General features: G+C 69.4%; 15 protein-coding genes and 1 other RNA gene. 10 read left to right on the top strand and 6 right to left on the bottom strand.

Annotation, left to right across the window (positions count from 1 at the left end):
• The first annotated feature begins 589 nt into the window (after positions 1 to 589).
• The 6 genes from KV097_RS08445 to KV097_RS19730 all read left to right on the top strand — a co-directional run bounded on the left by KV097_RS08445 (position 590) and on the right by KV097_RS19730 (position 7,319).
• The gene (locus KV097_RS08445) at positions 590 to 1,144 is read left to right on the top strand and encodes a tetratricopeptide repeat protein (protein WP_308289373.1); all 555 of its coding nucleotides are present in this window, start codon (positions 590 to 592) and stop codon (positions 1,142 to 1,144) included.
• Between the two features lie 87 nt (positions 1,145 to 1,231).
• Complete coding sequence (locus KV097_RS08440) at positions 1,232 to 2,950, top strand: sulfatase-like hydrolase/transferase (protein ID WP_220365612.1); 1,719 nt, start codon at positions 1,232 to 1,234, stop codon at positions 2,948 to 2,950.
• A 69-nt stretch (positions 2,951 to 3,019) separates the two neighbouring features.
• A complete protein-coding gene (gene prfB, locus KV097_RS08435) occupies positions 3,020 to 4,135 on the top strand; it encodes a peptide chain release factor 2 (RefSeq protein WP_220346676.1) in 1,116 nt (371 codons plus the stop codon).
• Positions 4,136 to 4,154: 19 nt separating this feature from the next.
• Complete coding sequence (gene ftsE, locus KV097_RS08430; RefSeq protein WP_220340873.1) at positions 4,155 to 4,844, top strand: cell division ATP-binding protein FtsE; 690 nt, start codon at positions 4,155 to 4,157, stop codon at positions 4,842 to 4,844.
• A gap of 9 nt (positions 4,845 to 4,853) precedes the next feature.
• Positions 4,854 to 5,774: a permease-like cell division protein FtsX gene (gene ftsX, locus KV097_RS08425; RefSeq protein WP_220340874.1), complete on the top strand. Its 921-nt coding sequence runs from the start codon at positions 4,854 to 4,856 to the stop codon at positions 5,772 to 5,774.
• A gap of 117 nt (positions 5,775 to 5,891) precedes the next feature.
• Entirely contained in the window at positions 5,892 to 7,319 is a 1,428-nt protein-coding gene (locus KV097_RS19730) for a M23 family metallopeptidase (protein WP_220365611.1), read from the top strand.
• A gap of 19 nt (positions 7,320 to 7,338) precedes the next feature.
• On the opposite strand, the gene KV097_RS08415 is transcribed toward KV097_RS19730, so the two are convergent.
• The gene (locus KV097_RS08415) at positions 7,339 to 8,751 is read right to left on the bottom strand and encodes an MFS transporter (protein WP_220340877.1); all 1,413 of its coding nucleotides are present in this window, start codon (positions 8,749 to 8,751) and stop codon (positions 7,339 to 7,341) included.
• 88 nt (positions 8,752 to 8,839) lie between these two features.
• On the opposite strand from KV097_RS08415, the gene smpB reads away from it, so the two are divergent.
• The 3 genes from smpB to ssrA all read left to right on the top strand — a co-directional run bounded on the left by smpB (position 8,840) and on the right by ssrA (position 10,702).
• On the top strand, positions 8,840 to 9,319 hold the full coding sequence (smpB, locus tag KV097_RS08410; RefSeq protein ID WP_220340878.1) for an SsrA-binding protein SmpB: 480 nt from the start codon (positions 8,840 to 8,842) through the stop codon (positions 9,317 to 9,319).
• A complete protein-coding gene (locus KV097_RS08405; RefSeq protein ID WP_220365610.1) occupies positions 9,316 to 10,221 on the top strand; it encodes an amidohydrolase family protein in 906 nt (301 codons plus the stop codon). Before smpB ends, KV097_RS08405 begins: the two co-directional genes overlap by 4 nt.
• Before the next feature lie 109 nt (positions 10,222 to 10,330).
• Positions 10,331 to 10,702, top strand: a transfer-messenger RNA (tmRNA) gene (ssrA, locus tag KV097_RS08400).
• A gap of 121 nt (positions 10,703 to 10,823) precedes the next feature.
• Here ssrA and KV097_RS08395 read toward each other — a convergent pair.
• From KV097_RS08395 to KV097_RS08375, 5 genes are all read right to left on the bottom strand, one after another.
• Positions 10,824 to 12,464 carry an APC family permease gene (locus KV097_RS08395; protein WP_220365609.1) on the bottom strand — a complete coding sequence of 547 codons (1,641 nt, stop codon included), beginning with the start codon at positions 12,462 to 12,464 and terminating at the stop codon, positions 10,824 to 10,826.
• 220 nt (positions 12,465 to 12,684) lie between these two features.
• Positions 12,685 to 12,855, bottom strand: coding sequence for a hypothetical protein (locus KV097_RS08390; RefSeq protein ID WP_220365608.1), 171 nt, complete (start codon positions 12,853 to 12,855; stop codon positions 12,685 to 12,687).
• A 13-nt stretch (positions 12,856 to 12,868) separates the two neighbouring features.
• Entirely contained in the window at positions 12,869 to 13,165 is a 297-nt protein-coding gene (locus KV097_RS08385; RefSeq protein WP_220340882.1) for a WhiB family transcriptional regulator, read from the bottom strand.
• A 70-nt stretch (positions 13,166 to 13,235) separates the two neighbouring features.
• On the bottom strand, positions 13,236 to 13,397 hold the full coding sequence (locus KV097_RS08380) for a hypothetical protein (protein ID WP_220340883.1): 162 nt from the start codon (positions 13,395 to 13,397) through the stop codon (positions 13,236 to 13,238).
• On the bottom strand, positions 13,394 to 13,666 hold the full coding sequence (locus KV097_RS08375) for a hypothetical protein (RefSeq protein ID WP_220340884.1): 273 nt from the start codon (positions 13,664 to 13,666) through the stop codon (positions 13,394 to 13,396). The genes KV097_RS08380 and KV097_RS08375 overlap by 4 nt, the downstream gene beginning before the upstream one ends.
• A gap of 223 nt (positions 13,667 to 13,889) precedes the next feature.
• Here KV097_RS08375 and KV097_RS08370 point away from each other — a divergent pair, with 223 nt between their 5' ends.
• The gene (locus KV097_RS08370) at positions 13,890 to 14,810 is read left to right on the top strand and encodes a MerR family transcriptional regulator (protein ID WP_220340885.1); all 921 of its coding nucleotides are present in this window, start codon (positions 13,890 to 13,892) and stop codon (positions 14,808 to 14,810) included.
• The last annotated feature ends 26 nt before the right edge of the window (positions 14,811 to 14,836 follow it).

Genomic DNA, 14,836 nt, shown 5'->3' with positions numbered 1-14,836 from the left:
CCCCCCCCCACGACCCATTTGTGCGTCCGGAGCGCGGAGATCCCGCGCCCGGGTGCAGAGATGAGCGAGACTGAGCGCATACAGCGCGGAAGGAATCACGATGAGCGAGCGTGGCAACCGGGGCGGTCAGGACCGAGGAGGCCAGGGGCGCAGCGGTCAAGGCCGTGGCGGCCAGGGCGGAAGCGGTCAGGGCGGAAGCGGTCAGGGTGGCAGCGACCGGGGCCGTGGCGGCCCGGGGAGCGACCAGAGCCGTGGCGGCGGTCAGGGCGACCGGCGGGGTGGCCCGTCGAGCCGTGGCACTGGTCCCCAGCGTTCGGGTGGGAGGCCTGGCGGATCTGCCGGCGGCTCTCGCGGACCGCGACGTGACGACGACCGCTCACGTCCCCCTCGCGACGGCGACCGCTCGCGTCCCTCTCGTGACGGTGACCGCTCGCGTCCGCGCCGTGATGACGACCGGCAGAGTGCTCCGCGCCGGGTCGAAGGCCCACCGATTCCGGACGGCGTCCACCCCGACCAGCTCGACAAGAGCATCCGTCGGCTCCTGACGTCGCTCACCCCTGGCAAGGCAGACTCGGTCGCGTCCCACCTCGTGGCCGCAGGCATCCTGATCGACGAGGATCCTGACCTGGCCTACAAGCATGCACGCGCTGCTCGTGAGCTCGCGCCCCGGATCGGCGTGATCCGCGAGGCTGCCGGCGAGACGGCGTACGCGGCCGGCCGGTGGGCCGATGCCCTCGCGGAGCTGCGCGCCGCGAAGCGGATGACGGGCGGCTACGACCACATCGCCCTCATCGCCGACGCCGAGCGTGCGCTCGGGCGTCCCGACCGGGCGCTACGGGTCATCGCCGATGCGCGCGAGAAGATCACGGACATCGACGTCCGGGTCGAGGCCGCGATCGTCGCCGCCGGTGCGCGTCGTGACCTGGGCCAGGTCGACGCGGCCATCGCCCTCCTGCAGCAGGAGCCGCTCCACAACTCGAGCCCCACGACGTGGCTGGCTCGCCTTCGGTACGCGTATGCGGATGCGCTCGCGGAAGCCGGCCGTACACAGGACGCTCTGGAGTGGTTCCACCGTGCGCTCGGGGCTGATCCGCAGCACACCACGGACGCTCAGGAACGGATCGCGGCGCTCGAAAAGGCCTGACCTGGGGTGACACGCCGACCGGGGGGCACGCGGTCAGGCGTCGTCGTACACTCGTGCCTCCGCCCTTTTGCTCGAGGAGGATTCTGCGTGCGTTTCACAGTCAGGCGTGTGGTCGTGGCCGCGGTTGCGGCGACGGTCGTGGTCGGCGCCGGCGTAGTCGGCGTGACCGGCGTCCACAACCCGCTCCCTGTCTCGGCCGACGCCGCAGGAGCCTCGGCCGCGGCGGGAAGCGCCGTAGGATCTGCCGAGACGACCGTCCCTGCGGGGACGGCGCGCTACCGGCCGAACGTCGTCGCGATCGTCGCCGATGACCTCGATTCCTCGCTCGTGAAGTACATGCCCAACGTCAAGAAGCTCCAGGCGCGCGGCGCCGACTTCAGGCGGCACTTCGTCGTCGACTCGTTGTGCTGCTCGTCCCGCGCCTCGTTCCTGACGGGGATGTACCCGCACAACTCGAAGGTTTACAACAACATCCCTGGCGGTGACGCTGCTAAGCCGGTCGGTGGCTATCCGGCCTGGGTCAAGGCCAAGAACGACACGAAGACGTTCGCCTACGCGATCACGCGCCCCGACGCCGGCTATCGCACTGCCTTCTTCGGCAAGTACATCAACCGCTATCCGGGCACGCCCGGGACCCCGCCGCCACCGGGCTGGCACACCTTTAACGCGCTGACCACCAACATGTACGCGATGTGGAACTACACGATGACCTCGGTGACCCGCAACCGCGCTGGCGACCGGGTCCTGACCAACCGCCGCTTTGGCACCAAGGACAGCGAGTACTCGACCGATGTCCTGCGCCGCATGGCGGTGCGACACCTGCAGGCCGCCGAGCGTCAGAACACGCCGTTCTTCGTCGAGATCGCCCCGACGGGCGTGCACCACCGCAACGTCAAGGCGGCGCGCAAGGGTGACGCGAAGTATCCGCCGGCGGTGCGCGACCGACCCCGCACCGGCAAGAAGGCCAAGAAGAACCCGCGGCTGCGTTACGGCGACTGTGGTCCTGTGCGCTGCGACCGGGTCGACGTCAGCAAGCACCCGAGCTTCAACGCCAGCCGCGGGACCTCGCGGCCGCGCTATGCCGACGGCCGCATCGCGCCGTCCTTCGGCCAGACCAAGAGGCTCAACCGCCAGCAGGTCAAGAAGATGAGCAACCACTACCGCAACCGCGTCCGGATGGCTCAGTCGGTCGACGACCTCGTGGGCGCCGTGATGCGCACGGTCGGGCCTGACACCTACATCGTCTTCACCAGCGACAACGGCTACCACCTCGGCCACCGGCGGCTCAGCCCTGGAAAGTCGAGCGCGTACGACACGGATATCCGTGTCCCGCTCGTGATCGCCGGCCCGGGTGTCGTCCGTGGGCCTCGATACCAGGTCGTGCAGAACATCGACGTGGCGCCGACGTTGGAGCAGATCGCCGGGATCAAACCGTCGGCCGTCCGTGACGGGCGCTCGCTGATGTCGATCCTGCGCAATCCACGCGCCGCTGGGTCGCGGTACGCGTTCATCGAGCACACCCGACCGCCCAGGTCCGCCGACGACCCTGACGGTGAGGGCCTGACCGGGGCGATCCCGTCGTACATCGCCGTCCGGTCCGCCGATACCCTCCTGGTCCGCTACGACACGCAGGACGGCGCCGAGGCCGGCCACACGTACGAGTACTACCGCGGCCTCTCGCGCGCGGGTGCCTGGGAGCGGTTCAACCTGTTCCGGCCGAGCGATCCCGTGGTGCAGGAGCTCCAGCGGCGGCTCGAGGCGTACGAGGACTGCAAGGGCGCAGGCTGCGTCGCGCTGACACGCTGAGCCCTGCTTGGGCCCGCCGCGCTCGCCCTCGGATCATCGGGCCAGGGTCCGGCGGGTAGGCTCGTTGTCGTGGCAGGACGAGATCTCGACGCAGCAATCAAGTCCCTCGACGCGACGATGACGTCGATCGAGGCCGTTCTCGACCTCGACACGATGAGGGCAGAGATCGCCGAGCTCCAGGAGAAGGTGTCCGCACCCGACCTGTGGGACGACCAGGCGCACGCCCAAGAGGTCACCGGGCGGCTGTCGGTCCTACAGGCCGAGACCGAGCGCGTCATCAGCCTCCGGCAGCGCATCGACGACGTGAGGGTGCTTGTCGAGCTCGGCCGCGAGGCTGACGACGCCGACGTCCTCTCCGAGGCCGACGTCGAGCTCGAGCGGATCGAGAAGGCTGTCGAGGCGCTCGAGGTCCGCACGCTGCTGTCGGGGGAGTACGACGCCCGCGACGCCCTCGTCACGATCCGCTCCGGCGCCGGCGGCGTCGACGCCGCCGACTTCGCCGAGATGCTGCAGCGGATGTACATCCGCTGGGCCGAGCGCCACAAGTACTCCGTCCAGGTCTACGACACCTCGTACGCGGAGGAGGCGGGCCTCAAGTCCACGACCTTCGCCGTCAAGGCGCCGTACGCGTACGGCACGCTCTCGGTCGAGTCGGGCACGCACCGGCTCGTCCGGATCAGCCCCTTCGACAACCAGGGGCGACGTCAGACGTCGTTCGCCGCGGTCGAGGTCGTCCCCGTTCTCGAGCAGACCGACCAGATCGACATCCCCGAGGACGAGATCCGCGTCGACGTCTATCGCTCCTCGGGGCCCGGCGGCCAGAGCGTCAACACGACCGACTCCGCCGTCCGGCTGACCCACATCCCGACCGGCACGGTCGTGAGCTGCCAGAACGAGAAGAGCCAGCTCCAGAACAAGGCCAGCGCCATGGTCATCCTGAAGGCCAAGCTGCTCGCGCTCAAGAAGGCGGAGGAGCGCGCCCACCTCGACGAGCTGCGCGGTGACGTCCACGCCTCGTGGGGCGACCAGATGCGGTCGTACGTCCTCAACCCGTACCAGATGGTGAAGGATCTGCGGACCGACTACGAGACGGGCAACACCCAGGCGGTCTTCGACGGCGAGATCGACGGGTTCGTCGAGGCCGGTATCCGGTGGCGGCGTGGCGCTGAGGGAAGCACTCCGTAGCCTTGCGTACACTCGCACGGTGATCCGCTTCGAGAATGTCAGCAAGACCTATCCGGGGCAGCCGCGACCGGCCCTGGAGAAGATCAGCCTCGAGATCGAAAAGGGCGAGTTCGTCTTCCTCGTCGGCCAGTCGGGCTCGGGCAAGTCGACGTTCCTCCGCATGATCCTTCGCGAGACCCGTCCCTCGACCGGCCGCGTCTACGTCGCCGGCAAGGAGATCAACCGCCTCGCCAACTGGAAGGTCCCCAAGCTGCGGCGCCAGCTCGGCACCGTCTTCCAGGACTTCCGCCTGCTGCCCAACAAGACGGTCTCCGAGAACGTCGCGTTCGCGCTCCAGGTGATCGGCAAGCCCCGCTCGGAGATCCGGCGCGTCGTGCCGGAGACCCTGGAGCTCGTGGGCCTGGAGGGCAAGGGCGAGCGCATGCCCGACGAGCTCTCCGGCGGTGAGCAGCAGCGCGTCGCGATCGCGCGCGCGTTCGTGAACCGACCGATGATCCTGATCGCCGACGAGCCGACCGGCAACCTGGACCCGGTCACGTCGGTGGGCATCATGAAGCTGCTCGACCGGATCAACCGCACCGACACCACCGTCCTGATGGCGACGCACGACGCGGGGATCGTGGACCAGATGCGCAAGCGGGTCATCGAGCTCAGCGGTGGCGTGCTGGTCCGTGACCAGTCGCGCGGCGCCTACGACTACGAGAACTGACGAGGACCGATGGCACTGGGAAGCATCTTCTCCGAGCTCACGACAGGGCTGCGGCGCAACTTCTCGATGACGGTCTCGTTGGTCGTCACGATGAGCGTGTCGCTGGTCCTCGCCTCTCTGGGGCTTCTCCTGCAGGCGCAGGCCGACCGTACGGAGAAGTACTTCGGCGACCGGCTCCAGATCCAGGTCAACCTCTGCACGCAGAACTCCTCCGCGGAGACGTGCGTCGGCGGGCGGGCGACCGAGGAGCAGGAGCAGGCGGTCGCGGCTGCGCTCGACGGCAACCCCGAGGTGCGCTCCGTCGAGCGCTGGAGCCCCGAGCGCAACTACGAGCAGGCGCAGGAGTGGCTCGGCCAGAACGAGGAGGACCGCAAGCAGCTCGAGGCGCTAGGCCCGGAGTCGTTCGGCACGTCCTACATGGTGACGCTGCGCAACCCCAACCAGTTCGAAGGGGTCCAGAGCCAGATCAGCGGCATGGACGGCGTCAACTCGGTGGTCAGCATGCGCGACCTCCTCGCCCCGCTCTTCGAGGTGCTCTCCAAGCTCCGGTGGGCCGCGCTCGGGACGTCCTTGCTCCTGATCGTCGCCGCCGTCCTCCAGGTCTCCAACACGATCCGGATGACCGCGTACGCCCGTCGTCGCGAGATCGGCATCATGCGCCTCGTCGGTGCGTCGTCCTGGCACATCCAGCTGCCCTTCCTCCTGGAGTCGCTGGTCGCCGCGGTGATCTCGGCCGTGCTGGCGTGCGCCGGCCTGGCGGCGTTCATGCACTTCGTCGTGTACGGGTTCCTCCGTGACCGGCTCGCCGGTCTCACCACCTGGGTGCGCTGGGAGGAGGCGCTCACGGTCATGGGATACACGACCGTGCTGGCGCTGCTGCTGGCCCTGGTGCCGACGGTCGTGATGACGCGCCGCTACCTGAAGGTCTAACCGAGTCGTTGGTCTCGACCAACGGTTGCGGCACGCCCGGGCGCGTCGAAATGCGCGGAAGGTCCCGAATGACGGGCTAGCGTCACCCACGGAACTTCCCCGACCAGAGGCAGGCCCGTGGTGCGACTCGTCATTCCCCGGCGTGCCGGCACGCGCGTCCGCACCGCCCTCGTGCTCTGCCTGCTGATCGCGCTGACCGGAGCGGCTGCGAGCCCGACGCTGGGTGACGACAAGGACGACCTCAAGAACCGCCGCAACCAGGTCCAGTCGGAGATCTCGGGAGCCCAGGCCGAACTCGACCAGTCGAGCGCCCAGCTCGCCGCCGCGACCCGGACGCTGCAGAGCTCTCAGGTGAGCCTGTCGTCGGCGCAGACGTCCCTGGCGACCACGCGGGTCCAGCTCGCGGCGGCCCAGGCACGTGATGCCGCGATGCAGGCAGCGCTCCTCAAGGCGCAGGCCGAGCTGGTCGTCGCCAAGAAGGACGCGAAGAGGGGACGCCGGAGCCAGCGCCGGGCCTCCCGTGTGGTCGAGCGGATGACCGTCGAGTCCCTGCAGGGCGGGTCGCCCAGCCTGCGGGCGTTCTCTGCCCTGGTCAACGGCGTCGATCCGGCGGCGTACGGCAAGCAGGTCAGCCTCGACCAGGCCGTCACTGACGCCCGCCTCGCCAAGGTTGACACGCTCGAGGCGACCAGCATCGTCCTCGACCTGCACCGCGAGAAGGTCCAGAAGCTTCGCGACGAGGTCAAGGTCAAGCGCGAGGAGGCAGCCGAGAACCTCGCGACGCAGCAGCGGCTCGAGAAGGATGCGCGCGAGCAGGAGGCCGAGGTCGCCCAGCTCGTCCAGGCCAACGCGGTCGCCCAGACCACCGCGCAGCAGGCCCGATCCTCTGACGCCGCCCAGCTCGCCGCCCTGGAGTCCGAGCGCTCCTCGATCTCCGGGAGGCTGAAGGCGATCGCAGCCGCGGAGCGCGCCGCACTGGCCCGAGCGGAGGCGCGCGAGCGGGCGCGGCAGCGCAAGGAGGCACAGAAGAAGCGCGACGGCTCCGGCGGTGGTGGGAATGGCGGCGGCTCGGCGTCCGGCGACTCCGGCAACTCCGGTGGCGGCGGTGGCGGGGGCGTGGGCGGCGGCGGTGGTGGCGGCTCGTCCTCGGGCAACCCCCTCTCGTACCCCGTGAGCGCCCCCATCACGTCCTCGTACGGCATGCGCTTCCACCCGGTCCTGCACTACTGGAAGCTGCACGACGGGACCGACTTCGGCGCTGCCTGCGGGACGCCTGTGAGAGCGGCGGCCGGGGGGCGGGTCGTGGACCGCTACTTCAACGCCGGCTACGGCAACCGCGTCATCATCGCCCACGGTCAGAACCGCGGCTACAGCGTCGCCACGACGTACAACCACCTGTCGCGGTTCTCGGCGCGGCCCGGCGAGCGCGTCCAGCGTGGAGAGGTCATCGGCTATGTCGGGTCGACGGGCTACTCGACCGGGTGCCACCTGCACTTCATGGTGCTGCTGGACGGTGACACCACCAATCCCATGAAGTGGCTCTGACGGCGGGGGCGGTTCTCGATCAGCGCCGCCGGCGACGGTCGGTGAGCAGATCGACGAGCCCGAGGACCAGCGCGCCGACGACGAAGGCCACCGTGGTCCGCAGGGCGAGGGTCATCGACGCCACGTAGTCGCCGTCGGTGCTCTCGAGCTGGCTGAAGAACTGCGCGAGCACCAGCGCGACCCCGATCGCGCTGCCGACGCGCTGCGCCGTCTGGAGCATGCCACCCCCGGCACCGGCGTGACGGACGTCGACCTCCGACAACGTGATCGTGACGTTGGGGGAGATCACCAGCCCACCACCGAAGCCGGCGACGACCAGCGGCAGGGCCAGCCACAGGCCGACGCGGTCGTCGAGGTGGGGGACGAGCAGGTCGACGCCGACCAGCCCGACGATGACGAGGACGAGGCCGCTCACCACGAGCGCTCGACCGTACTGGTTGACGAGCCGACCACCCAGCCACGCCGCCACCGCCGCGCCCAGCGCGAACGGCATCTGGGTGAGACCGGCCTCGAAGGCGGTGTAGCCGAGGCCGTTCTGCAGATACAGGGTGAGGACCAGGAAGATCGAGGTGAAGCCGGCGAAGTAGAGGGTGCCGAGCCCGAGACCGAGCATGTACGAACGGATCCGTACGAGCGAGAGGTCGACCAGCGTCGCCCGGCCGGAGCGGGCCCACCAGCGCTCCCACGCGGCAAACGCGACGAGCAGCGCGAGGGCGACGCCGACGATCCACCACGGGCGCGAGGAGAGCGCCTCGCCCCGCGCCCCGTCCACCAAAGGCAGCAGCACGAGGAAGGTGGCTCCGCCGAAGAGGAGGACACCGACCGGGTCGAGCGACTCCCGTGGCCCGGGCTCGGACCGGGGGAGCCAGCGCAGGGCGAGGACCAACGCCACGATGCCGACCGGGACGTTGACGAAGAACACGTACCGCCACCCGTGCTCGGCGCCGCCGAGGGTGACGAGCGCGCCGCCGAGAAGAGGGCCGACCGCGGTCGAGATGCCGACCGTCGCACCGAACAGTCCGAACGCGCGGGCTCGTTCGTCGCCGCGGAACATGGTCTGGATGAACCCCGAGACCTGCGGGTTGATCAGACCGCCCCCGACCCCCTGGAGGATCCGGGCCGCCGCCAACCACGCGGGATCGGACGCCGCGCCCGCCAGCGCGCTCGACGTGGTGAAGACGACCAGGCCGATGCAGAAGACCACCTTCCGGCTCAGTGCGTCACCCAACCGCCCCGCCGGGACGAGCACGATGCCGAACGCGAGCGAGTAGCCGGCGACGATCAGCTGGATCTGTGAGTCCGACGCCTCGAGCCCGCTGCGGATCGACGGCAGCGCGACGTTGACGATGCTGACATCGAGCAACGTCATGAATCCGGCGGTCAGGCACACCACGAGTGCGCCCCAGCGTGTGTCCCGAGGTGCGTCCGTCACCGTCCGAAGGTACGCCGTCACGGGCCGGTACGCGGATCGATCACCTCCCTCCCGTGAAACTGGTCGACGACGCTGGGAGAATGGTCAGATGGCCAAGGACACCGGCATCAAGCTGATCGCGCAGAACCGCAAGGCGCGGCACGACTACCACCTCGACGCCACGTACGAGGCGGGCATGGTCTTGTCCGGGACCGAGGTCAAGTCCTTGCGTGAGGGGCGGGCCAACCTCACCGACGGCTGGGCGGACATCGAGGGCGGCGAGGTGTGGCTCCACGGGGTGCACATCCCCGAGTACGCCCAGGGCACCTGGACCAACCACACCGCTCGCCGCAAGCGCAAGCTGTTGCTGCACCGCCGTGAGATCGAGAAGATCGAGAAGGCCGTGTCGACGCCGGGCGTGACGCTCGTGCCCCTCTCGCTCTACTTCTCCTCCGGGCGGGCCAAGGTCGAGATCGCGGTGGCACGGGGCAAGAAGGCGTGGGACAAGCGCCAGGCGATCGCCGAGCGCCAGGCCACGCGCGAGGTGCAGGCCGAGGTGGGGCGCCGGGTGAAGGGCATGCCGGGATGACCTTGGCGGGGATCGCCTCTGCCGGCGAAGACCTGCGGGACGAGGACCTGCCTGCTCTGGCGGACGCACTGGGGATCCCGGGGTTCTTCGACGTGCACGTGCACTTCCTCCCGCCGCGGGTGATGGACAAGGTCTGGTCCTACTTCGACTCCGTCGGACCGCTGACCGGCCGGCCGTGGCCGATCCGCTACCGCCAGCCCGTCGACGAGCGCGTCGAGCAGCTCGGCCGGATGGGCGTCCTCCGCTACTCGGCTCTCCCGTACGCGCACAAGCCCGGGATCTCCGAGTTCCTGAACGACTGGGCCGCGGGCTTCGCCGACAGCTTCGGCAACGCGCTGCGGTCCGCGACGTTCTATCCCGAGCCTGAGGCCGGGTCGTACGTCCGACGCTCGATCACCGACGGCGTCGAGATCTTCAAGACCCACCTGCAGGTCGGCGACTTCGACCCGACCGACCCGTACCTCGACCCGGTCTGGGGCGCGATCGCCGATGCTCAGGTGCCGGTCGTCGTGCACGCGGGATCCGGGCCGGCGCCTGGGACCTACACCGGGCCTGAGCTGATCGGCCGGGTCCTCGCCGCGTACCCCACCCTGCCGATGATCGTCGCCCACATGGGGATCCCCGAGTACGAGGACTTCCTCGGGCTGGCCGAGCGCTACGTCAACGTCCGTCTCGACACGACGATGGTGTTCACCGACTTCACCGAGGAGACCGCTCCGTACCCGCGTGACCTGCTGCCTCGGTTGCGCGATCTCCAGCCCAAGGTGTTGCTCGGGACCGACTTCCCGAACATCCCGTACGCCTATGCGCACCAGGTGGAGGCGCTCGCACGACTCGACCTGGGGGACGCGTGGCTGCGCGACGTCCTGTGGCACAACGGCCTGCGGCTGTTCGACGCCTGAGGTGACCTGTGGAATGCCGGTCGTCGCTGCAAGGTTGGACCAGGTATCGTGGTCGTGCGCGAGCGGTTCAGAGCCGGTCGCGTGGCGTCACAGTTGACAACATCACAGCGGGGCTGATCGGTTTCGACTTTGGTCGTACGTAGCAGGAGAAGCGAGCCGAGAATCCAGGGTCATCTCGTAAACGTTCCTTGGAAACCAATAAGTGCCAATTCTAAGCGCACTGACTTCGCCCTCGCCGCCTGAGGCGAGCTAGGTGAAGGGTCGGCCTGGGAACGCCTCCGTCCCAGTCACCGGCCTCAGCTAGGAGGCTTGCTCTGTTAGTCCGGTCGCGGGACTGACAGGGGACATCAACAGCGACTGAGCCTGTCGACGACGCGTCTGCTCGAGCGTCGGGGCTGAGAAAACGACATAGCAGTCTGCGCTCGGAGAAGTCCTGGTTCTGCGCTGAAGGACGCGGGTTCGATTCCCGCCAGCTCCACCACATGCAGTCCCCGCACCACGAGGCGCTCCCGGCCACCGGCCGGGAGCGCCTCTGTGTTTTCTCTCAGGCTGTCTGCAGCGCGGCGTCATGTCTCCGCGCGGATCCCTCCGACCCGCATGCGTCATTCATGCAGACCAGCCGCGTCACGCCCCGAGTCTCCGGTCCGGACCTCGCGGACGGTGGCGACCGCTGCGGCTGCCTCGGCGGCGGGCAGCGCCGAGCGTACGCCCCACTCGAAGAACGCCAGCGCGAACAGGGCGACGGCGACCATGTCGACACCGGACGGCAGCAGCTCACGGCCCCCGCCGAACCTCCCGACGAAGGTCAGGGTCAGCAGCCCGACGTAGTAGGGACCGAGCCACACGAGCGAGCGCAGCGCCAGGGCTCGCCTCAGCTCGGGGTCCCGGACCATGCGCCACGCCAGCACGGCGATGCCGACCGCGATCGGGATCGTCACCTTGATCATCGTGTCCCACCCGGTCCAGTAGACGATCAGGCTGACCACGACGAAGGCGACGCGTGCGAGCACGGGCAGCCCGCGGAGGCGGAACGGCCGTACGCGGTCAGGCACCTGGCGACGCAGCGCGACGACGGTCACCGGGCCGAGCGACATCGACAGCACGATGGCGCCGGAGTTGAAGGCGAGCAGCTCCGACCAGCCGTCACGGAAGACGAGCAGCAGCAGGAGCCCGGCCGCGAGGTTGAGGACCATCGCACGCAGCGGGACGCCGTGACGCGAGAAGACCGACACGGTCCGTGGAAAGAGGCCGTTCTGTGCCACCGCCACTGCGAGCCGGCCGGTGGAAGCCGTGGAGACCAGACCTGCGCCGAACGGCCCGAGCACCGCGTCGGCCAGGACGAGCTTGGCGAGCACGGCCATGCCGAGGCCGGTGAGCAGTGCGGCGAGCGGGCCGTTCGCCCCACCGCTATCGAGGCCGGCCCAGCCACGATCGAGGTCCCCTGGGTCGACCGCGCCGACGAAGCCGACCTGGAGGGCGGTGAAGAGCGCGGTGCAGATGAGGATGCCTCCTACGAGTGCTACCGGGATGGTCCGCTGCGGCCGCCGTGCCTCGCCCGCGAGGTCGAGCGCGTGTCGGAAGCCGAGGAACGCAAAGACGACGCCACCCGTGGTGAGGGCCCCGAGGACTCCGGCCACGCCCTCGGGAGCGAAGCCGGTCTCGCGGATCGGCGCGGACGAGAACTGAGTGAGGAGAGCAACGGTGACGGCCACCGGGATGAGCAGCTTCACCCAGGTCAGCGCGGTGTTGACCCGGGTGAAGAGCGCCACCCCGTACGCGTTGAGGGCCGTGAAGGCCACCAGGACGACGGCTGCGGCCGCGATGCCCGGGAGGCTGAGCGGACTCTCGCCGCCCGAGGAGGTCTCAGCGACGAAGAGCCAGTCGAAGGCCGCCTCGTTGCTGGCGTACTCGAGCATCGCCTGGGTCTCGATCGGCGCCGCGGTCACGTACCCCACCCAAGCGACCCAACCGATCGCGATGCCGACGCCTTGTCCGTGACTGAAGGTGGGAAGGAGCCCGAGGCCCCCGACGACCGGCAGCATGGCAGAGACCTCGGCGAAGACGAGCACCACCGTGATCAGCATCAGGCTCGCGATCGGCCACGCGATGATGGAAGCGGGTCCGGCCTGCTGGGCAGCGAACAGCGGGGCGAACAGGATGCCGGATCCGACCACGCCGCCGACGACGACGAAGGTCAGGCCGAGTGGGCCGACGGAGCGGCTGGGAGCGTGCGGCGCAACCATCACAGTCGACGGTATCCATGGCCCGCCACCTCGGCACGCTCACTGTCGTGCCGCCGACCACGCTCGACGGGCCCGATTCGGTGAGGGAATCGGGAATCCTCGGCGGAAAACCCCGATCTCCTCACCAAATCCGGGAGAGGGGGCGGGGCGGGGCGGGGGCCCCGGACGTACGAAAGTCTCCGCCCGGATGGACGGAGACCCTTCGTACGGGGTGCTGCTCTTAGTCGGAGTCGGTCCCGTCCTGCGGGGGGACCGGGTCGATCCGCCAGGTGACACCGCTCGTCAGGGTGGTGACGATCTCGGTGACGGCGCGGTGCTCAGGATCGCGCGGTTGTCCTGAGGTCGAGGCCTTCACCTCGTCCTGAACGCCCTTGCTGCGGAAGACCCCCATGTGTCGGACGTTATCAGCTGGCGCGGCGCTCGGTGCCGGTCTCGACCAGGGCGTTGCGCTCGCCGGTGTTGAGGCCGCCCCACACGCCGAAGGGCTCCCGGACGCGCAGTGCGTGGTTGAGGCACTCGTTGACCACCGGGCAGACGGCGCAGTACGCCTTGGCCTTGGCCTCACGGTCGTGGCGCTTCTTGCCACGCTCGTGCTCGGGGCTGAAGAAGATGGACGTGTCGGCGCCGTTGCATGCGCCCTGGAACTGCCACTCGTACTCGTCCATCAGGGGCATCGGGAGGCGGGAGATACTGCTGCTCATGTCTACTGCTCCTCAATCGTGCTGGTCTTATGTGGTGCCAAGTCGTGCGCGGTCGCGGTGACCGGATGTCTCATGTCGGGGTGGGTGCGAACCAGTCGTTGTTGATCGTTCGCACCGAGATCGTGCTGCGTGCGGCGTGCGCGGGGGAGAGGTCGGCCTCGGCGAACCGCCCGATCAGACGGTCGATCGTCAGGCGACCCTGGAGCCAGGGGCGGGACAGCGACGTGGTCATGCCGCGTCATCGATCAGGCCGGCGGCGGCGGCGAGCTCGTCGCGAGAGAGCCGCCCAACCTGCTCGATCCAGGTGGTGTCATCGGCGGCGTGCGTCCGTGCTGCGGCGCGGTGCGTCGCACGGATGACACTGCCTGCGGATGCCACTCCGGTCATTCCCTGGAGGAGCTCCTCCTGCAGGGCGAGCAAGGACCGGTGTCGCGGCAGGGACAGCACCGTGGTGATGCTGCGACCACGGCGGACCCGTACGGTCTGCTCGTTCGTCCTCACGGTGACTCCTTGCTCTCGGCGGGAGCCAAAACGTAGCACGCGAAGTTGTTCACCTGTCAAATCCCTGAACCAATTTTCTTGGTCAGAATCGCTGTAGATCCAGCGATCGGCCTCCGAAGCGTCCACGTTCAACCAGTTCAAGCCTGACGAATCGTGAGCAGGTTTATACTCTGTCGCAGACGCCGCCCGACTAGAGAGGCACCGGATGGCACCCTCTGAAGGCATGAGCGTGCGCGATGTCGCCGTACGCCTCGGCGTGCCGGCGGCGACCCTGCGCACGTGGGAGCGCCGCTACGGACTTGCTCCCTCAGGCCGCAGCGCGGGTGGGCACCGTCGCTACTCCGAGGAGGACGTCGGCCGGCTGGCCGTCGTGGCGCGGCTGGTCGCGGACGGCATGTCCCCCCAGCTCGCGGTCGCGGCCGTACGCGCCGACCCGCACGTGTCCCCGATGGGCCTCGGTCGGGCGCAGGAGCAGATCAGCGGCGAGCTCGTGTCGGTCCTCCTGGCGGCGGCCGCCCGCGGTGACACCGCGGCGATCCGTCGGCACGTGTCGCGCGCGGTGACCCAGCGCGGGGTCGCGCGCGCGTGGGACGAGGTCCTCGTCCCACTGCTCCAGGCGGTGGGCGAGCGCTGGCGGGACCCGGCGTTCGGGATCGCCGGCGAGCACCTGACGACCGAGATCGTCATGACGACCCTGCACGGTGCGACTGCCCGGGCCGAGCAGCGCACTCGCGGGTCGGCCGATGGAGAAGTCCTTCTCGCCTGCGCTGAGGAGGAGCAGCACTCGCTGCCGGTCGCCGCCCTCGAGGCCGCGCTCGCCGAGGCGGGGACGGCGAGCCGATCGCTCGGGGGACGGGTTCCTCTCCCGGCGATGGTGGACGAGCTGGTCAGGTCTCGGCCCAAGGTCGCGTTCGTGTGGGCCTCGATGCGTCGTCCCGACCCCAGTCTCCTCCTCTCGCTCCAGGAGTCCGCGCTGTCGCCGGTTCTCGTCCTGATCGGCGGTCCGGGCTGGGCCAAGGTCACGCCGCCCGAGCCTCGGGGAGGTGTGGTCTTCGAGCCGGTCGCGGACCTCCCGAGCGCGGTCGAGAGGATCGTCGTCGCCGTCCGCTCGTGGCAGGGCGCGCTGGTCGACGACGAGATCTGACCCCGGGCGCATCAGACGTCGGGCAC

Source organism: Mumia sp. zg.B17 (assembly GCF_019550915.1).
Lineage (GTDB): Bacteria > Actinomycetota > Actinomycetes > Propionibacteriales > Nocardioidaceae > Mumia.
Note: the sequence above shows the minus strand (reverse complement) of the source record. Positions and strands in the feature narration are given on the sequence as shown.

Bases quoted from the DNA above. Each gene is read 5' to 3' on its own strand.
- KV097_RS08405 (WP_220365610.1), top strand. From the start codon at position 9,316: ATGACCTTGGCGGGGATCGCCTCTGCCGGCGAAGACCTGCGGGACGAG.
- ftsX (WP_220340874.1), top strand. From the start codon at position 4,854: ATGGCACTGGGAAGCATCTTCTCCGAGCTCACGACAGGGCTGCGGCGC.
- KV097_RS08395 (WP_220365609.1), bottom strand. From the start codon at position 12,464: ATGGTTGCGCCGCACGCTCCCAGCCGCTCCGTCGGCCCACTCGGCCTG.
- KV097_RS08385 (WP_220340882.1), bottom strand. From the start codon at position 13,165: ATGAGCAGCAGTATCTCCCGCCTCCCGATGCCCCTGATGGACGAGTAC.
- KV097_RS08390 (WP_220365608.1), bottom strand. From the start codon at position 12,855: ATGGGGGTCTTCCGCAGCAAGGGCGTTCAGGACGAGGTGAAGGCCTCG.
- KV097_RS08380 (WP_220340883.1), bottom strand. From the start codon at position 13,397: ATGACCACGTCGCTGTCCCGCCCCTGGCTCCAGGGTCGCCTGACGATC.
- KV097_RS08370 (WP_220340885.1), top strand. From the start codon at position 13,890: ATGAGCGTGCGCGATGTCGCCGTACGCCTCGGCGTGCCGGCGGCGACC.
- smpB (WP_220340878.1), top strand. From the start codon at position 8,840: ATGGCCAAGGACACCGGCATCAAGCTGATCGCGCAGAACCGCAAGGCG.